27 protein-coding genes are annotated in these 20,594 nt (G+C 40.3%); 24 read left to right on the top strand and 3 right to left on the bottom strand.

What is annotated here, in order from left to right; all coding sequences use genetic code 11:
- Window positions 1-63 precede the first annotated feature (63 nt).
- Window positions 64-543, top strand: coding sequence for a GNAT family N-acetyltransferase (locus ACTJJQ_RS05695; protein ID WP_440600019.1), 480 nt, complete (start codon window positions 64-66; stop codon window positions 541-543).
- Window positions 540-1,514, top strand: a complete 975-nt coding sequence (locus tag ACTJJQ_RS05700; protein WP_440600020.1) for a GNAT family N-acetyltransferase — start codon at window positions 540-542, stop codon at window positions 1,512-1,514. The genes ACTJJQ_RS05695 and ACTJJQ_RS05700 overlap by 4 nt, the downstream gene beginning before the upstream one ends.
- A 17-nt stretch (window positions 1,515-1,531) precedes the next feature.
- Here ACTJJQ_RS05700 and ACTJJQ_RS05705 read toward each other — a convergent pair whose 3' ends face one another.
- A complete protein-coding gene (locus ACTJJQ_RS05705) occupies window positions 1,532-2,239 on the bottom strand; it encodes an expansin EXLX1 family cellulose-binding protein (protein WP_058336681.1) in 708 nt (235 codons plus the stop codon).
- A gap of 212 nt (window positions 2,240-2,451) precedes the next feature.
- Between ACTJJQ_RS05705 and ACTJJQ_RS05710 the strand changes: the two genes are divergently transcribed.
- From ACTJJQ_RS05710 to ACTJJQ_RS05720, 3 genes are all read left to right on the top strand, one after another.
- Window positions 2,452-2,778, top strand: coding sequence for an iron-sulfur cluster biosynthesis family protein (locus tag ACTJJQ_RS05710; RefSeq protein WP_024718944.1), 327 nt, complete (start codon window positions 2,452-2,454; stop codon window positions 2,776-2,778).
- Between the two features lie 12 nt (window positions 2,779-2,790).
- Window positions 2,791-3,030, top strand: coding sequence for a YqkC family protein (locus tag ACTJJQ_RS05715; protein ID WP_008343836.1), 240 nt, complete (start codon window positions 2,791-2,793; stop codon window positions 3,028-3,030).
- Between the two features lie 300 nt (window positions 3,031-3,330).
- Window positions 3,331-4,593 carry a tetratricopeptide repeat protein gene (locus ACTJJQ_RS05720; protein WP_024718943.1) on the top strand — a complete coding sequence of 421 codons (1,263 nt, stop codon included), beginning with the start codon at window positions 3,331-3,333 and terminating at the stop codon, window positions 4,591-4,593.
- Window positions 4,594-4,617: 24 nt separating this feature from the next.
- Here the strand turns inward: ACTJJQ_RS05720 and ACTJJQ_RS05725 are convergent, their stop codons facing one another.
- A complete protein-coding gene (locus tag ACTJJQ_RS05725) occupies window positions 4,618-5,547 on the bottom strand; it encodes an alpha/beta hydrolase (RefSeq protein ID WP_242730638.1) in 930 nt (309 codons plus the stop codon).
- Window positions 5,548-5,666: 119 nt separating this feature from the next.
- Here ACTJJQ_RS05725 and ACTJJQ_RS05730 point away from each other — a divergent pair, with 119 nt between their 5' ends.
- The gene (locus ACTJJQ_RS05730; protein WP_008343840.1) at window positions 5,667-5,891 is read left to right on the top strand and encodes a YqkE family protein; all 225 of its coding nucleotides are present in this window, start codon (window positions 5,667-5,669) and stop codon (window positions 5,889-5,891) included.
- Window positions 5,892-6,190: 299 nt separating this feature from the next.
- Window positions 6,191-6,478: an LCI fold-containing protein gene (locus ACTJJQ_RS05735; RefSeq protein ID WP_171465553.1), complete on the top strand. Its 288-nt coding sequence runs from the start codon at window positions 6,191-6,193 to the stop codon at window positions 6,476-6,478.
- A gap of 188 nt (window positions 6,479-6,666) precedes the next feature.
- On the opposite strand, the gene ACTJJQ_RS05740 is transcribed toward ACTJJQ_RS05735, so the two are convergent.
- On the bottom strand, window positions 6,667-7,593 hold the full coding sequence (locus tag ACTJJQ_RS05740) for an aldo/keto reductase (RefSeq protein ID WP_268356526.1): 927 nt from the start codon (window positions 7,591-7,593) through the stop codon (window positions 6,667-6,669).
- Window positions 7,594-7,761: 168 nt separating this feature from the next.
- Here ACTJJQ_RS05740 and ACTJJQ_RS05745 point away from each other — a divergent pair, with 168 nt between their 5' ends.
- From ACTJJQ_RS05745 to ACTJJQ_RS05825, 17 genes are all read left to right on the top strand, one after another.
- Window positions 7,762-8,319 (top strand): NUDIX hydrolase, encoded by a 558-nt coding sequence (locus ACTJJQ_RS05745; protein ID WP_272511680.1) that lies wholly within the window; start codon window positions 7,762-7,764, stop codon window positions 8,317-8,319.
- On the top strand, window positions 8,316-9,497 hold the full coding sequence (locus ACTJJQ_RS05750; RefSeq protein WP_050827375.1) for a TIGR00375 family protein: 1,182 nt from the start codon (window positions 8,316-8,318) through the stop codon (window positions 9,495-9,497). Before ACTJJQ_RS05745 ends, ACTJJQ_RS05750 begins: the two co-directional genes overlap by 4 nt.
- A complete protein-coding gene (locus ACTJJQ_RS05755; protein ID WP_440600021.1) occupies window positions 9,484-9,936 on the top strand; it encodes a GNAT family N-acetyltransferase in 453 nt (150 codons plus the stop codon). Before ACTJJQ_RS05750 ends, ACTJJQ_RS05755 begins: the two co-directional genes overlap by 14 nt.
- A 267-nt stretch (window positions 9,937-10,203) precedes the next feature.
- Window positions 10,204-10,425, top strand: coding sequence for a hypothetical protein (locus ACTJJQ_RS05760; protein WP_008344413.1), 222 nt, complete (start codon window positions 10,204-10,206; stop codon window positions 10,423-10,425).
- A 111-nt stretch (window positions 10,426-10,536) separates the two neighbouring features.
- Window positions 10,537-11,667, top strand: a complete 1,131-nt coding sequence (locus ACTJJQ_RS05765; RefSeq protein WP_008344415.1) for a S8 family peptidase — start codon at window positions 10,537-10,539, stop codon at window positions 11,665-11,667.
- 115 nt (window positions 11,668-11,782) lie between these two features.
- Window positions 11,783-12,427: a stage II sporulation protein M gene (gene spoIIM, locus ACTJJQ_RS05770; protein ID WP_017367532.1), complete on the top strand. Its 645-nt coding sequence runs from the start codon at window positions 11,783-11,785 to the stop codon at window positions 12,425-12,427.
- A 121-nt stretch (window positions 12,428-12,548) separates the two neighbouring features.
- Window positions 12,549-13,001 carry a ferric iron uptake transcriptional regulator gene (fur, locus tag ACTJJQ_RS05775; protein WP_003215577.1) on the top strand — a complete coding sequence of 151 codons (453 nt, stop codon included), beginning with the start codon at window positions 12,549-12,551 and terminating at the stop codon, window positions 12,999-13,001.
- A 117-nt stretch (window positions 13,002-13,118) separates the two neighbouring features.
- Window positions 13,119-13,346, top strand: a complete 228-nt coding sequence (locus tag ACTJJQ_RS05780; RefSeq protein WP_024718934.1) for a YqzK family protein — start codon at window positions 13,119-13,121, stop codon at window positions 13,344-13,346.
- A gap of 6 nt (window positions 13,347-13,352) precedes the next feature.
- Window positions 13,353-14,243: a site-specific tyrosine recombinase XerD gene (xerD, locus tag ACTJJQ_RS05785; RefSeq protein WP_007501057.1), complete on the top strand. Its 891-nt coding sequence runs from the start codon at window positions 13,353-13,355 to the stop codon at window positions 14,241-14,243.
- A gap of 153 nt (window positions 14,244-14,396) precedes the next feature.
- Window positions 14,397-15,581, top strand: coding sequence for a phosphopentomutase (gene deoB, locus ACTJJQ_RS05790; RefSeq protein WP_251185242.1), 1,185 nt, complete (start codon window positions 14,397-14,399; stop codon window positions 15,579-15,581).
- Window positions 15,582-15,592: 11 nt separating this feature from the next.
- Window positions 15,593-16,405: a purine-nucleoside phosphorylase gene (locus ACTJJQ_RS05795; protein ID WP_008344425.1), complete on the top strand. Its 813-nt coding sequence runs from the start codon at window positions 15,593-15,595 to the stop codon at window positions 16,403-16,405.
- Between the two features lie 159 nt (window positions 16,406-16,564).
- On the top strand, window positions 16,565-17,719 hold the full coding sequence (locus tag ACTJJQ_RS05800) for a D-alanyl-D-alanine carboxypeptidase family protein (protein ID WP_440600067.1): 1,155 nt from the start codon (window positions 16,565-16,567) through the stop codon (window positions 17,717-17,719).
- Window positions 17,720-17,876: 157 nt separating this feature from the next.
- Window positions 17,877-18,230: an anti-sigma F factor antagonist gene (gene spoIIAA / locus ACTJJQ_RS05805; RefSeq protein WP_008344431.1), complete on the top strand. Its 354-nt coding sequence runs from the start codon at window positions 17,877-17,879 to the stop codon at window positions 18,228-18,230.
- Window positions 18,227-18,667, top strand: coding sequence for an anti-sigma F factor (gene spoIIAB, locus ACTJJQ_RS05810; protein ID WP_007501052.1), 441 nt, complete (start codon window positions 18,227-18,229; stop codon window positions 18,665-18,667). The genes spoIIAA and spoIIAB overlap by 4 nt, the downstream gene beginning before the upstream one ends.
- Window positions 18,668-18,679: 12 nt before the next feature.
- On the top strand, window positions 18,680-19,447 hold the full coding sequence (sigF, locus tag ACTJJQ_RS05815; RefSeq protein ID WP_203143422.1) for an RNA polymerase sporulation sigma factor SigF: 768 nt from the start codon (window positions 18,680-18,682) through the stop codon (window positions 19,445-19,447).
- A gap of 114 nt (window positions 19,448-19,561) precedes the next feature.
- The gene (locus ACTJJQ_RS05820) at window positions 19,562-20,182 is read left to right on the top strand and encodes a stage V sporulation protein AA (RefSeq protein WP_203143419.1); all 621 of its coding nucleotides are present in this window, start codon (window positions 19,562-19,564) and stop codon (window positions 20,180-20,182) included.
- Window positions 20,172-20,588, top strand: a complete 417-nt coding sequence (locus ACTJJQ_RS05825; protein ID WP_007501049.1) for a stage V sporulation protein AB — start codon at window positions 20,172-20,174, stop codon at window positions 20,586-20,588. Before ACTJJQ_RS05820 ends, ACTJJQ_RS05825 begins: the two co-directional genes overlap by 11 nt.
- Window positions 20,589-20,594 lie beyond the last annotated feature (6 nt).

A 20,594-nucleotide genomic window follows, 5' to 3' on the forward strand; every position in this document is an offset into this window, starting at 1 on the left:
ATATTTTTGAGAAAAAAACGATTCAAGCAAGGAAAGCCAAAATGGAAAAGGGGCGAGGCCATCATGATACGTCAAGTGAAACCATCAGATTTTTACGCAGTCACATCCGTCATTCAAAGCTGGTGGGGAGGCAGAGATTTGCGTGCAAAATTGCCAAAGCTCTTTTTTGAACATTTCCATCAAACAAGTTTTGTTGTCGTTGAAAAGGGAGAGCTGATCGGCTTTTTGGTTGGTTTTTTATCACAATCTCATTCGGATGAAGCCTATATTCACTTTGTTGGCGTCCACCCAGATCACCGTAAATTAAAGATAGGTAAAATCCTCTATCAAGCTTTTTATGAAGCGGCTGAAAAGGAAGGAAGAACAACAATTAAAGCTGTCACAGCTCCTATCAATAAAGTCTCCATTGCTTATCATACAAAACTCGGGTTTCAGATAGAAAAGGGAGATAAAACAGTAGATGGCATCTCAGTCTTTTCAGATTACGATGGCATTCATGAAGACCGTGTGTTATTTGTGAAGAAGCTGGAGGCAATGAAATGATTGTCAATTTAGATCACACAATAAGTGATGTAGCAAAGCAGATCTTACATATTCAACTAGCTGCATACCAACAAGAAGCTGAACAAATTGGCTATGCTGATCTTCCGCCATTAAAAGAGACCATTCAAGATGTCATGAAAGCAAAAGAGCAATTTATTGGTTTTCAGCAACATGATCTCTTATTAGGTGTAGTCTCTTATGAAGAGCTGAAAGATTGTTTGATCATTAGTCGATTGGCTGTGCATCCAAAAGCGCTAAAGCAGGGTATTGGAACAAGACTTATGTCCACAATCATAGAGAAGAATGTTCCGATAGAACTGACCACAGGGCAGGAAAACACCCCTGCAAAAAGGCTATATGAAAAATTAGGGTTTTTTGAAACAAATGTCATTCATGTGGAAAAAGAGCTCACCCTATCAAAAATGAAATGGACACCGCGACGCAAGGTTGAGGTTGTCGAATTCAAAAACGAATGGCATGAAGAATTCCGTCAAGAAAAGCAGCGACTCAAGCAAATCATTCAAAAGATCTGGATAGAAGGATATCATATTGGCAGCACGTCAGTTACAGGACTTGTTGCCAAACCAATTATAGATATATTAATAGAAGTAAGCGATATAGAAGAGATCGATAGAAAAAAAGAGAGATTTGAACACCTTGGATACGAAGCGCTTGGTGAAAATGGTATAAAAGGGAGACGTTTTTTTCAAAAGGGTGGCTTGAATCGTACGCATCATGTCCATGTGTATGAAAGAAATCATCCTGATGTGAAAAGACATTTATTGTTTCGAGATTACTTAAGACTCCACCCAGAACGAGCTGTAGCGTATGCGTCTGTCAAGGAACAATTAGCAAAGCAGTATCCGGAAGATATACAAAGCTATATGGCGGGAAAGAATGAAATCATAAAAGAAATAGAAAATGAGGCATATCGCTGGGATAAAGAAGGAAGAGAGGGAGCTCTTAAATAAGCTGCCCCTTCATCTCGTTAATTAGGAAACTGAACATTGCCTTTTACAATATAGGCCTGTGAAGCAGCAGTAGATGGAAGAGCGGGTAATTGATCCTTTACTATGACCCCGCGAATATCTGTGATTCGAACAGGAAGAGATGTAGACCCCATATGAAAGCCAAGGAAATGGTTGTAGTCGGTCTTTTCCATGTTCACCCATTGTCCATCTTTGTAATATTCCATTTTCATAACCGGATATTTATGATTGCGCACTTGAATCGCAGCCCACCACTCACTGCTACCTTCTTTTATTCTGTAAGCTACATTTCCGCTAATCGGTGCTTTTATAATTTTCCAACTAATCGGGATTTTCCCATCTTCCATATTGCCAATTTTGGCAAAGGCATTAGGAGAAAGATCAAGAGCTCCTTTTGCTCCTTCTGGATATTTATCGGTTACATACACAACGGTTTTTCCTTTTGGCCCCGTTACTTCAAGGTAAGCCCCTGCAAGTGCCGCATTTACCCCTTTATAGTTATAGTCATGGGGATTTAAAGCCGTAATTTTCATGTCAGATGGAATAGGGTCTAATAAAGCGGCGCCCCCTGAGTAACCAGATCCCGTATAAGTCGCATAGCTTTCTCGTACTTCATCAAGGATAGATGCCGCTTTCATGTTGGGCATAGTGAAACTCAACATCAATATCAGCGCCCCGATAAAGCAGAGAGATAATCTTTTTTTCACGATCTAAAACCTCCTGTTTCTTCTTTTAAAATTGATAGCGTCATCAGTATAATTCTAAAAAACAGGATGCAGAAAGAGCCAATAGATAGATATAATCATAGTGAGAAGAGGGTGTATTTCAAAGAGTATGACTTTCGGATTTAGTCGTGTGTCATGTTTTATGGTGTTTTATGTGTTACAATGTAAGCATCAATTTAAAAAGGATGTTCGCCATGTATATTCACATCACAGAACTGGCTAAAACGTATATAGAAAAACAGCAAACAGGAAACGAAACGAAGGAGTTACTGCTTCGCTACGATTCAGAAGGTTGTGGCTGTGCAGTGAGTGGCGTACCAATGCTTTGGTTAACAAGTGAAAGAACAGGTGAATGGGAACCACTTAAAAATAGCCAACATTTAAAACTATATATACACACAGCACAAAAGGTGTTTTTTGACGAGGAAATGACGATTGATTTTAATGAAAAAGCCAATACACTTATGTTGAAAAGTCCTCAACAAATACTCAGCCCGAGAATGGGTATACTTGTAAAGTAAGGTGGAAACGTAGTGGATCAAAAGCTGAAAGTGATACAAAATACGGCACAAAATAAAACGTGGGTGTCGTTTTTAAATAATAATCATCCATATAGCCTTTTGCACTGGTCAATCGGTGGAATGGATTCAGTAAAAAAGGACGTCTGGCTTCTCCAAGATGAAGTCACATTTGAAACGGAAGAATTTCCAACGCTTGAATTAGCAGTCAGTTGGATAAAAGAGAATATGGAACACGTAACAGATGTGTTATAAGCCCTTTGCTGAAGAGGGCTTTTTTTGTGCCATCATCATCTCATCAAACAGGAGAACTGTCTAATTTGAAAAATGAGATTTTTCAACGATAAAAAGTCATTTTTAACAAACATTTCAACAAAATGAGAAAAATAGAAAGAGAAAAATAGAGACTGTAAATGCCGAAAAATCGGCAATGAAAGCGGTTATTGCGGGATACCGAAAACTTTACGAAAAACGACATTTCATATTTCTTCCATTCGAGGAAATATGATAGAATACAACATGTATCGTACATGAGGAGGGAGGTGCTAAGGTGAATTGAAGCTCAAGCTGTCATCGCCTCAGGTTGGAATCAAAATAAACGAATGGTATAGGCAGATTTGCGGATTTCATGTCATGAAAGCAGAGAAGCTAAAGGCCGAGATCGAGCAGGAAATCCTTGAGATGGAGCAAGATCAGAACTTGCTGCTTTTTTACCAGCTGATGGATTTTCGACATAAGGTCATGCTTGAATATTTTGAACCGGCAAAAAAAGCCTCGAATGATGAGGAGATTAAGAAGCTTCTAGAAACAATTGAACATTCGCAGACCAAATTAACAGATATGCTTGAATACTATGTTCATTTTTTTACAGGAATGTTTGAATTTGAACAGAGAAACTATTTGAGCGCCATTGCTTATTACCGTTCCGCAGAAAAAAAGCTCAATCTCATATCAGATGATATAGAAAGAGCAGAATTTTATTTTAAATTAGCAGAAATATACTACCACATGAAACAAACCCACTTTTCGATGCACTATGCTTTGCAAGCGTTAGATACGTACTCTGCCTACAGAACGTACACGCTGAGAATCATCCACTGTGAATTTGTCATCGGTGCAAACTATGATGATTTGAAATGCTATGAACATGCATTGCCCTACTTTAAAAATGCTCTAAAGCGAGCACGCTCAATTGGAAACCCTCGAGTCATAGGTTCGGCCCTTTTCAACTTAGGTAACTGCTATTACCAAATGAACGATCTTGCTACAGCAAGTCGCTATCTCAAAGACTCTCTTGAAGTGTTTGAAAAGGAGAATTTAACCCATCTGAATCGCTCTCTAGACCCACTATTTATGCTGACCCAAATCCTGTTTAAACAAAAACAAATAGAAGAGTCGTTAACCCTCTATCAACAAGGTATTATGAAAGCCTGTGAATTAGAAGATGAAATTTACATCTGCAAGTTTCAGTTTTTAAAAGCATTATACGTTGATGCAGAAATAAAAATCATAGACGATACATTAGATTTGTTGGAGGACAAGCGTTTATACCCAGATATTGAGGAACTGGCACTTGATGCGGCTCATTATTATAATGAGCTTGGATTATTTGAAGTTTCTACCCGGTATTACGAAAGGAAAATTCAAGCCATATCAAAAATTCAAAATGGAGGTCATTTATATGAAAATGAGTTTGATAGTTCTTTTATTGGCAGCAACTGCAGGGTTATCGGTCATGAGTCAGCAGCAATCGGAAGAGAGCCATATGGAGCTGGCGGGCAGACACCATACAACAGTGGTGACTATCGTATAAGTTAGCAAAAAGAGGAGACGAACGGCTGTTCATTCTCCTCTTTCATTTTGATTGAATTGAAATGCTTCCAGAAATGCTTCGACCTCTTGTTCATAGACTTCCTTATTGTCACTATAAGACATCGCATGCGCACCATGTGGCGCAATAAATAGCCGTTTATCACCTTTTTTGCGTGCGTATAACTGCTCGCTTTGCTCACAAGGGATATAGTCATCATGGAGGCTATGAATAAAAAGGATAGGTTCTTTCACCTGATCGATGACATCAAGTGGAGAAACTTGCCGAATGCTGTATCCGTCCCGCCATTTCAACACTTGATCACTTAGTGGAAGAATCCACCGTCCTGAAAGACGAAAATCTGTTTTTAATCGATACAGAAGCTGATCCTCAAAGGAAGCAAAAGGACAATCAGCGATGTAAAAATTGGCGTTTGCATCCGGTTTTGCAGCATATAATAAAGTTGTGACTGCGCCCATCGATTCTCCGTGTATCCCAATGATTGCTTTTTCCCCAAGCCTTTTTCTCAGCCACTTGACGACTTGAGCCAAATCTTCTTTTTCATAATATCCATAGCTCGTTGTTTTTCCGCCGCTCATCCCATGTCTTCTATGATCATAAAGCAGCACATTCCATCCAAGCTTTTGGAATAATTTCATATACTTCACGGAATTGATCAAACTGACTGTAACCCCGTGACAAAGAACGATGGTACGTGTTGTATGAGGGATCGGTACAAAATAGCCATGAAGATCATAACCAAATGTTGAAGGAATACAAACTTTCTCTTTTTGCAGCTGTTGAAACTCCTCGTGATGATAGTGCCCTTCATCTGATTCTCGTTTGATGAGCTCTTCATCCGTTAATTTTCGTATATACATCATTTTATTGGTAAAAAAAATGCCGATTGCAGCGAGTGGAAATAATACCAAGGCGAGTATAGCGAGCCATTTCTTCTTCAAGCTGATTCTTCCTTTCCGAAGGGTTTCTATGAAGATCATACCACATGTTGGGAGTTTGGCGTGACTCTTGCTGAGCAAATAAAACGGATGATACACTAAAGCAAAAGGAGAGAGGCAAAGTGAAAAAGACCAATCAAGATCAAGCAAAGCTAAAGGACGGCATAAAGGATGATGTGAAACAGCAGCTCCTTCAAATGAAGCAGAATCTGGCCGCCGAGACAGAAAAAAGAGAAGAACAAAAACGACAAGACCTCCTTCGGCAACAGAAAGAAAAAGAAAAAAATAAAAGCTTCTCAGAGCTGCTAGATGAAAGTCATTTAGACTGGAGAAAGTATAAAAGTTAAAAAAGGGAGCTACGATGCTCCCTTTTTTATGTTATATCATTGAGATGAATACATACTACATGAGCCTGAGAGAAAACACGTCTGACTCCCTCGTATCACTTCATTTCAGAATCGCACAATAGGATTTTACGTTCAAACCAAAACAAAACGTATTTTATAAACGATAAATTAAAATGAGGAGTATTGATTTATTTAAATTCCTATTTATCCCAAAAATAGTAGTTAAGACCCTTTTAGGAAAGAGTCATTCCTCTTATAATTAAGGTGTATTACAAAATTTGGGAATGGAGATGATTCACATGAAATTGAGAAGAACAATGACTGGAGTTGCTTTATCTTTAGGCTTGCTTTTACCTATTTCTGGACAAGCTCTTGCTACAAATCATTCAACGGATGCAGATCTGCGTACGAAGGCTACTAAAATTGTAGATTGTTCCGAAACTCCTTTTAAAAAAGAAGCGAATAGATTATGTATGTACTCAGATAATGGTGTTTTTGCAAATAGTTTCAATAATTTCGGTACTACATTTTATTTTAAAGGCAAAGCTGGAAATTATGGATATTATGAAAGTAGCAGCAAAAGTTAATTAGTCAACGGGGGCTTTTAGCCCCTCAGTCTTAGAGGAAATCTTGATTAGCTAGCTGCTGTTGGATGAACGGGAAACAAAACGTAAGTGGCAAGTTGTTCTCCTATTTGCATGTAGAACATGAAAACGAACATCCATATATACATACGCTAAAAAGAGATCACATACATGTGATCTCTTTTTGCTTTCTATTGATTCAAACGATGCGCCTCATACACAGACTGTTTTGTGAAATATGACAAAGCTTTAACTTCTTGGTCGCTTAATGAACGTGCATTTGCCGCTGCCACATTTTCTTTTAACTGTTTCACCGAGCTTGCGCCAAAAACAACAGAGCTGACTGCAGAATGCTTGAGCAAGTATTGAATGGACAGCTCTGTCAGTGATAGGTCATAAGCGACTTTCTTTAACGAAGGAATGATTTGCTGGAGCTCTTCAAATGAATATTCAAGATACCCGTTCTTTTGAATCGCCGCACTTGCTTGCGAAAGGGGTTTTTCAGTTAATAATCCTTTTGCTAAAGGACCTCTTGCCACGACACTAATGCTTTGTTCTTCAAGAAGAGAGAACCATTCTTCTGGGCGACGATCGAGTAAACTATATTGCATCATCACACTCACGATATTTGATTTTTTGGCGTATTCTTTAATGACATTCGGACGGATCGACGATATGCCGTAATAGCGAATGACACCTTCTTCAACCAATTCTTCAAATGCCTCGATGGTTTCGTCAATTGGATCGTCAATTGTGCCGCCATGCAATTGATATAAATCAATATAATCTGTTTGAAGTCGTTTCAGACTTTGTTTCACTGCCTCTTTTATATATGCTTTTGAAGGATCCCAGTCCCAGCCAGGTTTGCCTTTTTCAAAGCGGTTTCCACCTTTTGTGGCCAAAATCAAATCTTGGCGTCTGTTTTTAATGGCTTCCCCGACAATTTCCTCATTTGTTCCAAAATCATATAAATCAGCTGTATCCAAATAGTTAATCCCAAGATCAATGGCTTCATCTAATAAAGAGAGCGCTTTTTCTTTTTCAGTCCCGAGGGACATACATCCTAGTGCCGCCTCACTAACCAAGAGATCAGAGGTGCCAATTCGTCTTTTTTTCAATTCAATCACACTCCTATCCTTTCACATTAAGTGAAACAATTCTGGAATTCAAGCTAGGTGATTTCAAATGGCGCATTGAAGCGGGCATCCGCATTTTGGATCCTCCTAAAACATCTATGTTAAAATGAATGAAGTAAAAAGTGAAAGTAGAACGAGGAGCTGACAAAATTGAAGGACTTTGAAGAAAAAACATTATCGTCAAAAACATTATATAACGGAAAAATCATTGACTTGGTTCTTGAAGATGTAGCATTGCCGAACGGAAAACCAGGCAAACGCGAAATCATTAAACATCCAGGTGCAGTAGCAGTCATTGCACGTACAGACGAGAATAAAATCATTTTGGTCAAGCAATACCGTAAAGCACTGGAGAGATCCATCGTTGAAATTCCGGCTGGAAAATTAGAAAAAGGAGAAGAGCCGGCACATACAGCACTGAGAGAATTAGAAGAAGAAACAGGTTATACAACTCAGGCGCTCCAAAAGCTGACAGCCTTTTATACATCACCAGGGTTTGCGGATGAAATTGTTCATATCTACCTTGCCGATCAGCTGGTCCCGCTTGAAGAAAAACGCGAGTTGGATGAGGATGAATTTGTTGAAGTGATGGAAGTTTCACTAGAAGAAGCGCTGCAACTCATTGAGAAACAACATATTTATGATGCGAAAACAGCCTATGCCATTCAATACTTACAATTGCAAGAGGTACTTAAGTCTACAAAATGAGGGAATTCTTTGCAGATATCCATATTCATATTGGTCGAACAAGAACAGGCAGGGCTGTCAAAATTACAGGTGCAAGGTCACTGACCATTGACCAAATTCTCATTGAAGCGTCTCAAAGTAAAGGGATGGGGATGATTGGTGTGATTGATGCACAATCTCCTGAAGTCCTAGAAGAATTGATAGAAGGTGTAGAGGAAGGCATATACACGGAACTAAGCGATGGCGGGTTATCATTTGGAAAGACCGTTTTGCTTTTAGGCAGTGAGCTAGAAATCAATGATGACCAATCAAAAGGTCCGATTCATGTGCTTGCCTTTATGCCCACGCTTCGTAAAATGTCTGAGTTTTCCGCATGGCTTTCTCTTCATATGAAAAATGTGCATTTGAGTTCACAGCGGTTATATGTGGATGGGAGAACGCTTCAGCATAAGGTGAAGGAACTAGGGGGATTATTTATTCCTGCCCATATTTTTACGCCGCATAAAAGTTTATACGGCAAAGGGGTCAATACGTCTTTAACCGAAGTATTCGATCCAGAACTCATCGATGCTGTTGAGCTTGGCCTTAGCTGTGATACGTCTATGGCCTCCCAGCTAAGTGAGCTAAACCGTTATCCTTTTTTAACAAATTCAGATGCCCATTCTTTAGGGAAAATTGCGCGGGAATATACGAAGATCCGAATGGATCATGCCTCCTTTGCTGAATTTGAGCTAGCGCTTCAAGGAAAAGATGGCAGAAATATCACTGGAAATTATGGGCTCGCTCCGCGGCTCGGAAAGTATTATCATACGACCTGTGAGAAATGCGGGGTAAGACCTGACAGTCAGGATCAAGAAAAGTGCCAAGCATGCGGCCATACCCGAATGACAAAAGGGGTGAGTGAGCGGTTAAAGGAGCTTGCTGACCAAGAAAGTGACAAAGGAATAAGGCCTCCTTATGTTCACCAGCTTCCCCTTCATTTTATTCCGGGTGTTGGAGCCAAAACGTTAGAAAAGTTAAAAGCTGTCTTTCATACAGAGATGAATATTCTTCATCAAGCAACAGAACAAGAATTAAAAGCGGTCCTGCCTGAGAAAACAGCCGATTACATCATCAAAGCAAGAAGAGGTGAAGTTGGACTGATCGCTGGCGGAGGCGGAGTCTACGGTAAGGTGGATATCAATCATGAATCAACTTAAATGGACATGTCACACATTTGAACAACTGTCTAAAGAGGACCTTTACCTGATTTTAATGGAAAGAGTGAATGTGTTTGTTGTAGAACAAACATGTCCTTATCCTGAAATTGATCATCGTGATCAAGAGGCGCTGCATGTAATCGCCAAAGAGAACGGCACGATTGTCGCTTATTGCCGCATTTTCCAAAGCGGGATCATGTACAAAGAGGCGTCCATTGGTCGTGTCCTTGTGACGAAGGCCGGCCGGAAAAAAGGTTACGGGAAGATCCTGCTCGATCAGGCGATAAAAAAGCTCAGTGAATTAGGCGAAACAAAGATTAAAATCCAAGCACAGGCTTATTTGGAATCGTTCTACGAATCGTTTGGCTTCGTAGCTGTCTCAGATTGTTATGATGAGGATGGAATTCCGCATCTTGATATGGTGAGAAAAGAAAGATAGGCGTGTATACATCTATCTCAGCGTGTAGACAAACCCTCGCATTCTTTGTCAGTCCTGCGCTCCGGTGCTCACGAATGTCAAATTCGCTCTGCGCCAGTGCTCGTCCTTCCTAGACTGCAAAGGTTTTCTATCACGCTGAAAAGAAGACAAAAGGCTAAAATCAAGTACATTTTAGCCTTTTGTCAACAATTTGAGATAGGCGTGTATACGTCTATCTTTTTTAGATGCTTTCATGTATCATAACGACAACGAAAGGGGTTTTGCGAAATGGGAAAAAGCAAAGCAAAGAAAAAGAGAGAACACCTTCAAAGGCAGCACAGCCGAAATCCAGAACAATCGAGAGGAAATATGCCGCATTTTAGTACACACGAAAGAAAGACAAAAACAAAACAAGAAGCCTTGCAGCATATGATGAAAAAACATAAAGGCAGGAATGCTTATGATCGCTATGAACAGGATCATAAGCATTTTTATTTTGCTTTTTTGTGACAAGTAGATCAAATAATTGGAAAAATTTTAAAAAATAGGACAAACGGTCGTTTCTTTTTGTCTAAAAATGTAGTTAAATGACAAAAAGAAATGAAAGGGAGAGTGGGTATCGTGAAGGTCAAATCATTTGGAGCAGGGCTTTGTATGGCAAGTATGCTACTGGCATCGATGACATTCGGCGCATCAGATGTATCTGCAAAGGATCAAGCAAAAAAAGAGTATATGATTGGTTTTTCTTCTTCCGTTCAAGATAAAACACAAAAACAGCTTGTTGAAAAAGCTGGCGGTCATGTGAAAGAATCAATAGAGAAAATAGATATGATGAAAGTTTCGTTGAACGAAGCATCAAAAGAAAAACTACATCAAGCAAAAGAAGTTACTTTTATTGAGGAAGACCAAAAAGCAAAAACAAGCGGTCAAAGCGTTCCTTATGGCATCAAAAGCATCAAAGCACAAAAGGTACATAAACGAGGATATGCCGGACAGAATGTCAAAGTAGCTGTTCTTGACAGTGGAATCGACGGCAAGCATGAAGATTTACATGTAACTGGTGGTGTCAGCTTTGTTCCAACAGAGTCCGATCCGCTCGTTGACCCGCATGAACACGGAACTCACGTTGCAGGCACGATCGCAGCATTAGATAATAAAGTAGGCGTCGTTGGTGTGGCACCAAAAGCTTCGATCTATGCGGTGAAAGTGGCAGATGAAAATGGTGACGGCTACTATAGCTGGATCATTAAAGGCATTGAATGGGCGATTGAGAATGAGATGGATGTTATCAATATTAGTATGGGGGGAGCAAGTGAATCGGAGGCGCTGAAAGAAGCGGTAGATCGAGCTTATGACAACGGGATTCTCATTGTCGCATCTGCAGGAAATGCTGGGAGCTACGGGTCACTTAATACGATAGATTACCCGGCCAAATACAGCTCTGTCATGGCAGTCGCATCTGTGGATCAACGAAAGCAAAGAGCCTTTGATTCCTCTGTTGGGGAAGAAGTGGAAGTATCAGCACCAGGTGTTTCAACATTAAGTACCATTCCTCATAACGAATATGGATATAAGAGTGGAACGTCTATGGCATCACCTCATGTAGCTGGTGCTGCGGCAGTCATTCTATCAAAACATCCGAATCTGACAAATGATGAATTGCGTGAAAGGCTGACAAAAACGGCAACAAAACTTGGCGAACCTTTTTATTATGGCGCTGGGCTTGTGAACGTACAAAAAGCTGCACGATAAAGGAAACGAGAGAGCGGTGTACAGCTGCTTTCTCGTTTTTCTTTTTATAAAACTGTCATGTTTCGTCTGCTCTCTCATAGAATCTAGTAACCTTTACTATTTGGGAGGAAGGCGCATGCGGAAAAAGTCTTGGAAAGAACATCTTCTTCAGCACGTGAAAGATCATTTATCGATTTATTTGTTTGTTTCTGTACTATTTTTAATGGGCGTCATTTTTGGAGCCATTATCGTCAATAGTATGACAATGAGTCAGAAAGAGGATTTATTCTACTATTTAAATCAATTTTTTGGTCAACTGACGAATGAGAAAGCAGCAGAATCAAAAGAAATGTTTTTGCAAAGCTTTTTGCATCATATGAAATATTTGGGCCTCATGTGGATACTCGGAATTTCCATCATTGGCCTGCCGCTTATTTTTCTTATGATCTTTCTAAAAGGGATTGTAGTTGGGTTTACTGTCGGTTTTTTAGTCAATCAAATGGGGCTTAGCGGTTTTTTTCTTTCTTTTGTCTCGGTGCTTCCTCAAAATATCTTGCTCATTCCTGCGTATTTAGTGATCGGAACTTGTGCGATTGCGTTCTCCATTCGTTTAATTGGTCAGCTTTTTATGAAAAAAACCATCAGTCAAGCGCCAATCCATTGGTTTGGCCGGTATGCTTCTGTTCTACTGATGATTTTAACCCTCGCTGCTCTTTCGTCCTTCTTTGAATCATACTTATCATTCATGCTGATGAAAAAGCTGGCAGGTGTTCTGTTTTGATGATTTTATAATCGTTATTAAATAATAATCAATTTATTTATCAATTTAAAATGATTATAGTTGGCTCTCTGCACATCATTTGATATAATGATCAAGTAATGTGGCGTAGGAGGGAAAGTCAATGGAAAATCGGATTGATCGAATTAAGAAACAGCTTCATTCTTCCAGCTATAAGCTCACGCCACAGCGTGAAGCAACAGTAAGAGTACTGCTTGAGAATGAAGAAGACCATTTAAGTGCAGAAGATGTATACCTCCTCGTAAAAGAGAAGTCTCCTGAAATTGGTCTTGCTACTGTTTATCGGACGTTAGAATTGCTTACTGAACTGAAAGTTGTTGATAAAATTAACTTTGGAGACGGCGTTTCGCGATATGATCTTCGCAAAGAAGGAGCCGCTCACTTCCATCACCATCTTGTCTGTATGGAATGCGGAACAGTCGATGAGATAGAAGATGATTTATTAGAAGATGTTGAAGAAATTATTGAACGCGATTGGAAATTTAAAATTAAGGATCATAGATTGACATTCCATGGTATTTGCCACCGGTGTCATGATGATGAATCCGGCAAATAATCCGAATTGGAACCTTTTCATTCAAAATGAAAAGGTTTTTTGCATGTTCGCTGTATATTCCTTGTCCCACCTGGCATATGCTGAAGTAATGAGAACACGAGAAAGGACATGAAGAACATGCGAAAATGGCTCAAAACAACAGGTGAAGTAATGAAAGTATTTATCTTGTTCACTGGTTTTACCGTCCTGTTCTATTATGCTATGATATGGATAAATTCAGAATATGAAAGCTATCATCGTTATGATAAACCAGAAGGTGCAGCGATAAAAGTGATGGAAATGGATCAGCCGAAACAAGACAGGTGGCAGGATCGATTGATTTATTTTTATCAAAACGGGGAGTAGAAACCATTGAAGGATCAATTATCCGACTTTATTCATTTTATGACAGTAGAGAGAGGACTCTCTGAAAATACCATTGTCTCTTATAAAAGAGATTTACAGAACTATTTGTCTTTTTTAATGACGCATGAACAATTGACAGATGTAAAAGACGTCACACGCCTTCATATTATTCATTATTTAAAACAGTTAAAAGACGAGGGGAAATCGAGTAAAACGTCCGTCCGTCATCTATCATCGATACGCTCCTTTCATCAATTCTTGCTCCGTGAAAAAGTGACAACAGATGACCCGTCATGGAACATTGAATCACAAAAAACAGAGCGGAAATTACCGAAAGTTCTATCATTAGATGAGGTAGAAAAGCTGCTCGATACACCTAAGCAGCAAACACCATTTGACTACCGTGACAAAGCCATGCTCGAACTTTTATATGCAACAGGTATTCGCGTAAGTGAAATGCTTGATCTGACTCTTGCAGATGTGCATCTGACCATGGGGTTTATCCGCTGTTTTGGAAAAGGAAGAAAAGAGCGAATCGTGCCTATTGGTGAAGCTGCTGCAAGTGCGATTGAAGTGTATATAGAAAAAGGCAGAAACAAGCTGCTCAAAAAACAGCCGGCCGATGCCTTGTTTCTGAATCATCACGGAAAAAAAATGTCGCGGCAGGGCTTTTGGAAGAACTTAAAGAAACGAGCCATAGAAGCAGGTATTCAAAAAGAATTGACGCCTCATACGCTCAGACATTCATTTGCGACACATTTGCTTGAAAACGGTGCGGATCTTAGAGCCGTACAGGAAATGCTCGGACATGCCGATATTTCTACTACACAAATTTACACACATGTCACAAAAACAAGATTAAAAGACGTGTATCACAAATTCCATCCAAGGGCATAAGTAAAGCATGGCACGGTGAACGTGTATCATGCTTTTTTATGTTTGGACCGTTTATGGTTGTCAATTGACTTGAAAACGGTTTATACTTGAGATGTCTGACCTCTCCAGTTGTGAAAGGTGAAAGGACAAGAATATTGAAGGAGGCGCTTTTTTATGCCTGATTATCAGTATAAACGTATTTTCCTCATTGTGATGGATTCAGTAGGAATCGGGGAAGCACCTGATGCTGCTGATTTTAATGATGTAGGTGCAGATACACTTGGACATATTGCTGAAAAAATGAACGGGCTTCATATGCCGAATATGGCGAAGCTTGGGCTAAGTCATATTAAAGAAATTAAAGGAATTCCAGCGGACGAAAAACCGCTTGCGTATTATGGGAAAATGCAAGAAGCATCCAACGGGAAAGACACAATGACAGGGCATTGGGAAATCATGGGTCTTTACATCGACACACCATTTAAAGTCTTTCCAGACGGCTTTCCAGATGAACTGTTAAATGAATTAAAAGAAAAAACAGGGCGCGGCATCATTGGAAATAAACCAGCGTCTGGTACAGAAATTCTGGATGAGCTTGGCGAAGAGCATATGAAAACAGGCGATTTAATCGTTTATACTTCAGCAGATTCTGTGCTGCAAATTGCTGCACACGAAGAAGTTGTGCCATTAGACGAACTTTACCGCATTTGCGAAATCGCACGTGAACTGACTTTAGATGAAAAATATATGGTAGGGCGCATCATCGCTCGTCCATTTGTCGGGGAGCCGGGGGCATTTGTTAGAACACCAAATCGTCATGACTATGCATTAAAACCATTCGACCGTACCGTCATGAATGAATTGAAAGATGATGGACTTGATGTCATTGCGATCGGAAAAATCTCTGATATTTATGATGGTGAAGGAATCACCTCTTCACTCAGAACGAAATCCAACATGGATGGAATGGACAAGCTAGTGGAGACGCTGAAAACAGACTTTACTGGGCTGAGCTTCTTAAACCTTGTCGATTTTGATGCGCTTTTCGGACATAGAAGAGATCCAGAAGGCTACGGTAAGGCACTAGAGGAATTTGACGCACGTCTACCTGAAGTGTTTGATCTATTAAAAGAGGATGATCTGCTTGTGATCACAGCAGATCACGGAAATGACCCGGTTCATCACGGAACAGATCATACAAGAGAATACGTTCCGCTTATTGCTTACAGCAAAAAGCATCAAGAAGCGAATGAGCTGCCAACAGCGAAAACATTTGCTGATCTTGGGGCAACGGTAGCAGATAATTTTAAATCAACGCTGCCAAAATACGGAACAAGCTTTTTATCTAAACTCAAATAGGGGGAAATCACGTGGGAGCACAGTTTTCAGAAGCGGCGGCATATATTAAACAAGCATCGACATATGTACCAACAGTTGGATTGATTTTAGGTTCAGGTCTTGGCATTTTAGCCGATGAGATTGAAAATCCAATCAAATTGAAATATGAAGATATTCCTGGATTCCCTGTTTCAACAGTAGAAGGGCATGCAGGCCAGCTCGTCATTGGAACGCTGAAAGGCACGGTCGTTTGTGCCATGCAAGGACGTTTCCATTACTATGAAGGGTATGATATGAAGCAGGTGACATTTCCTGTCCGTGTGATGAAAGAAATCGGCATTGAGACATGTATTGTGACAAATGCAGCGGGCGGTGTGAATACGTCCTTCCATCCTGGCGATCTTATGTTGATTACAGATCATATCAATATGATGGGAACCAATCCGTTAATTGGACCAAACGACAGTCAAGGGGTTCGTTTCCCTGATATGTCTGCACCGTATGATAAAGATTTGTTGGCACTTGCAGAGAAAACGGCTAAACATTTAGGCATATCTGTGCAGCAAGGGGTTTATGCAGGAATGACAGGCCCTTCATATGAAACACCGGCAGAGGTTCGTTTCCTCAGAACGCTTGGCGCTGATGCAGTCGGTATGTCGACTGTGCCAGAAGTGATTGTGGCACGTCATGCAGGCATAAAAGTACTTGGTATTTCATGCATCTCTAATGCGGCTTCAGGTATATTAGATCAGCCGCTTTCTCATGATGAAGTGATCGAAGTGACGGAAAAAGTGAAAGCAAGTTTCCTTGATTTAGTGAAAGATGTTGTCAAACAACTCTCATAGCTAGTGTGAAAAAGCCTTCTGTTCATGAAACAGAGGGCTTTTTTTTATGGCAATCAAACGATCTCTGAATAAAACAGCCTTTATGAGGAAAAAATAGAAAGGATTACGATAATGGAGGTCTGCCACTTGAAACGTCATATATGTGCATTGTTTATTTTAATGATCCTTATCTCAATGGTTTCACCATCAGCGATGGCAAAAGAAAAGATTGAAAAGCCAGGAGAAAAACAAACATCAGAATTGGCGCATGAAGCCAAATCAGCGATTTTAATGGAACGTGACACGGGAAAAGTGCTTTACAACAAAAACAGTGATGAAAAGCTTGCCCCTGCAAGTATGACCAAAATCATGACGATGCTTCTCATCATGGAAGCGATGGATCAAGGGAAATTAAAAATGACTGATAAAGTAAGAACGAGCGATCATGCAGCATCTATGGGAGGCTCACAAATTTTCCTTGAACCGGGAGAAGAAATGACGGTTAAAGACATGCTAAAAGGCATTGCGATTGCGTCAGGAAACGATGCTTCAGTTGCCATGGCAGAACATATTGCTGGATCTGAAGAACAGTTTGTTGAGCAAATGAACAAAAAGGCGAAAGAGCTTGGGCTCACCTCAACGGTCTTTCAAAATCCAACAGGACTTCCTGAAAAAGATCATTACAGCACGGCTCATGATATGGCAAAAATGGCGAAAGAGCTGTTGAAATATGAAGAGATCACCAAGTTCACAGGTGTATACGAAGATTATCTTCGTCAGAACACGGATAAAAAATTCTGGCTTGTGAATACAAACCGTCTCATTAAATTTTATCCAGGTGTGGATGGGGTGAAAACAGGGTTTACAGGCGAGGCGAAATACTGTCTAACTGCATCCGCTAAAAAAGGGAACATGCGCGTGATTGCTGTTGTATTCGGCGCAAGTACACCAAAAGACAGAAATGCCCAAGTCGTCAAAATGATGGATTACGCCTTTAATCAATATACAACGCATCCTCTGTACAAGCGAGGTCAAGACGTAGCAGAGATCAAAGTGAGCAAAGGGAAAAAGAAAAAAATTCAGCTTGTCACGTCTGAACCGATTTCTCTGCTAACGAAAAAAGGCGAAAATGTCGATCAGATCAAAAAAGAAATTAAATTAACTCAAGATGTCACAGCCCCATTTTCAAAAGGAACGAAACTTGGCACCATCATCTTGAAAAAAGATGGAAAAGTGCTTCATGAAAGTCCTGTTGAAGCGAAAGAAGATATGGAAAAAGCCGGTGTTTGGACGTTCTTCAAACGGGCTATGGCCGAATTTGTTAAATGGAAGTAAAAGGTGAAAGACTGCTGCAACTGGCAGTCTTTTTTGCTATGAACGAAAAGAACATCTAAATGTGACGAATGATCACTAGTTTTGTCATGGTGAAGGATTTGCATGTGAAGAAAGAGAAACATTCTTTATCCGAAAATAGAGCAAGGAGGAAGAAAAGATGAGCCTTGGTATTGATTTTCAAATAAAAGAGAGCGTACTTTGCATTCGGTTGACAGGGGAGCTTGATCATCACTCCGCAGAGACATTGAGACAAAAGGTGACGAATTATTTGGAAACAGAGGACATTCGCCACATCGTGCTGAATTTAGCTGATTTATCGTTTATGGACAGCTCTGGGCTCGGAGTGATTTTAGGAAGATACAAAGAAATTAAACAGCTTGGCGGTGAAATGGTCGTCTGTGCGATCTCGCCAGCGGTGAACCGTTTATTTGATATGTCCGGCTTGTTTAAAATTATTCGTATGGAGCCTTCAGAGCAAACTGCGCTGCAAACATTGGGGGTGGCATCATGACAAATGAAATGAATCTGACTTTTTCTGCTTTAAGTCAAAACGAATCCTTTGCGAGAGTAACGGTGGCAGCATTCATTGCTCAGCTTGATCCAACATTAGATGAGCTAACAGAAATCAAAACCGTTGTATCAGAGGCGGTCACGAACTCGATCATTCACGGGTATGACGGGAATCCAGACGGCAAGGTGCACATTAGCGTCACGCTGGATGACCATATTGTGTATCTGACGATTCGAGACGAAGGTATGGGCATTTCAGATCTTGAGGAAGCAAGGCAGCCGCTTTTTACGACGAAACCAGACTTAGAGCGCTCCGGGATGGGTTTTACGATCATGGAGAACTTTATGGATGATGTCATGGTGGACTCATCTCCAGAAATGGGCACAACAATCCGCTTAACAAAGCATCTATCAAAAAGCAAAGCGCTTTGTAATTAAGGAGCTGCTCATATGGATGTGGAGGTAAAAAAGCAAGCAAAAAAAGCACAGCTGTCTAATGATGAAGTGAAACAGCTCATCAAAAAAAGCCAAGACGGAGATCAACAAGCAAGAGACCTCCTCGTAGAAAAAAACATGCGTCTTGTTTGGTCCGTTGTTCAGCGCTTTTTAAATAGAGGATATGAACCAGATGATCTGTTCCAAATAGGCTGTATTGGCCTGCTGAAATCTGTTGATAAATTTGATTTGTCTTATGATGTGAAGTTTTCGACGTATGCCGTTCCAATGATCATTGGTGAAATTCAGCGTTTCATTCGTGATGATGGAACCGTCAAAGTCAGCAGGTCTTTAAAGGAAATTGGAAATAAAATCAGGCGGGCAAGGGACGAATTGTCTAAATCTCATGGCAGAATGCCGACTGTTCAGGAAATCGCTGAATATCTGGACATCACACCTGAGGATGTCGTCCTTGCTCAAGAAGCGGTCCGCTCACCATCATCTATTCATGAAACCGTGTATGAAAATGACGGCGATCCGATTACGTTGCTCGATCAAATTGCCGATCATTCCGAAGAAAGATGGTTTGATAAAATTGCGCTAAAAGAGGCGATTAAAGAATTAGAAGAGCGTGAGAAACTGATTGTCTATTTAAGGTATTATAAAGACCAAACACAATCAGAAGTAGCAGAAAGACTCGGGATTTCCCAAGTGCAAGTCTCACGGCTTGAAAAGAAGATTTTAAAACAAATCCAAATGCAAATGGATCAAAAAGACAGCTAGCCAATTCGGCTGGCTTTTTTTGTGTGGTAATTACCGGTAAATCAAGTTCTTTCAGTATGAGAACCATTTTTCACCACATACTATTTTTAACCCATCGTATAGGAAGTGACTTGGATGGACGGACAAATCTTTATTCGGCTGCGCCATCGGATTAAGACTGGTAATGATCAGCTTATTTATTTAGAGGATATCGCCCAAATCACTGGAGATGACAGTGCTGTGCAAAAGCTGAACAAAATGCCGATATACCATGTCAGCAAAAAGGATCGTCACATCGTTGTGTTAGATATCATGCATGTGGTCAAAACGATCAAAAAAACATGGCCTGACATCGACATTCAAACGGTCGGAGGCTCAGAAGCCATTGTTGAAATAGACACAGGCAAACGCCAGCTGTCCCCCGTATTATTCGTGTTTGTATGGCTTCTCTTATTTGTCGGAGCGGCCCTTGCCATCATGAATTTCCATGAGGATGTTAGTATGCGACTTGTTCATATCCGCCTTTACGAGATGATTACTGGAAACACGGTTGAGCATCCGTATTTATTACAAATTCCATATAGCTTTGGACTCGGTTTTGGCATGATTTTATTTTTCAATCATGTGTTTAAAAAGCGTTTAAACGAAGAGCCAAGCCCGCTTGAAGTGGAAATGTTTAAATATCAGCTCGATCTTGATCATTATGTCGCACTCAATGAAAACAAAGAAACATTGAAAGATATCCATGATCGGTAAATGGCTTTTTGTAGTGCTTGTTGGGCTCGGCGGCGGTTTAACGGTAGGGGCAGGATTTGTGGCGTTTCTCACAGTGCTTGGTATTATCCCTCGATTAATGCAATTAACGAAAACGCAGCGTTTTATTCAAGGATATGAGGCTGCCGTGATAAGTGGAGCGGTCGTTGGCGGCTGGGCTACTTTAAGTCAAGTCCATTTGCATTTATCCAAATGGCTGGCGCTACCGATCGGTCTTTTATCTGGCATTTTTGTCGGCATGCTTGCTGCCGCACTCACTGAAGTGTTAAATGTACTTCCTATCTTAACGAAAAGAATTGGAATGGACGGGAAAATTGTGCTGCTGCTCATGGCCATCGTCTTAGGAAAGGTGTTTGGCTCGCTATTTCATTGGCTTATTTATATTTAAAAATGT

This window comes from Bacillus sp. 22483, assembly GCF_052044605.1.
GTDB lineage: Bacteria > Bacillota > Bacilli > Bacillales > Bacillaceae > Bacillus > Bacillus altitudinis.

Coding starts and splice junctions, on each gene's coding strand:
- ACTJJQ_RS05695 (WP_440600019.1), top strand. CDS start 64: ATGATACGTCAAGTGAAACCATCAGATTTTTACGCAGTCACATCCGTC.
- spoIIAB (WP_007501052.1), top strand. CDS start 18,227: ATGACAAATGAAATGAATCTGACTTTTTCTGCTTTAAGTCAAAACGAA.
- ACTJJQ_RS05710 (WP_024718944.1), top strand. CDS start 2,452: ATGTATATTCACATCACAGAACTGGCTAAAACGTATATAGAAAAACAG.
- ACTJJQ_RS05825 (WP_007501049.1), top strand. CDS start 20,172: ATGATCGGTAAATGGCTTTTTGTAGTGCTTGTTGGGCTCGGCGGCGGT.
- sigF (WP_203143422.1), top strand. CDS start 18,680: ATGGATGTGGAGGTAAAAAAGCAAGCAAAAAAAGCACAGCTGTCTAAT.
- ACTJJQ_RS05800 (WP_440600067.1), top strand. CDS start 16,565: ATGATCCTTATCTCAATGGTTTCACCATCAGCGATGGCAAAAGAAAAG.
- ACTJJQ_RS05820 (WP_203143419.1), top strand. CDS start 19,562: ATGGACGGACAAATCTTTATTCGGCTGCGCCATCGGATTAAGACTGGT.
- ACTJJQ_RS05700 (WP_440600020.1), top strand. CDS start 540: ATGATTGTCAATTTAGATCACACAATAAGTGATGTAGCAAAGCAGATC.
- ACTJJQ_RS05760 (WP_008344413.1), top strand. CDS start 10,204: ATGGGAAAAAGCAAAGCAAAGAAAAAGAGAGAACACCTTCAAAGGCAG.
- spoIIAA (WP_008344431.1), top strand. CDS start 17,877: ATGAGCCTTGGTATTGATTTTCAAATAAAAGAGAGCGTACTTTGCATT.
- ACTJJQ_RS05735 (WP_171465553.1), top strand. CDS start 6,191: ATGAAATTGAGAAGAACAATGACTGGAGTTGCTTTATCTTTAGGCTTG.
- ACTJJQ_RS05780 (WP_024718934.1), top strand. CDS start 13,119: ATGCGAAAATGGCTCAAAACAACAGGTGAAGTAATGAAAGTATTTATC.
- fur (WP_003215577.1), top strand. CDS start 12,549: ATGGAAAATCGGATTGATCGAATTAAGAAACAGCTTCATTCTTCCAGC.
- ACTJJQ_RS05755 (WP_440600021.1), top strand. CDS start 9,484: ATGAATCAACTTAAATGGACATGTCACACATTTGAACAACTGTCTAAA.
- spoIIM (WP_017367532.1), top strand. CDS start 11,783: ATGCGGAAAAAGTCTTGGAAAGAACATCTTCTTCAGCACGTGAAAGAT.
- ACTJJQ_RS05750 (WP_050827375.1), top strand. CDS start 8,316: ATGAGGGAATTCTTTGCAGATATCCATATTCATATTGGTCGAACAAGA.
- deoB (WP_251185242.1), top strand. CDS start 14,397: ATGCCTGATTATCAGTATAAACGTATTTTCCTCATTGTGATGGATTCA.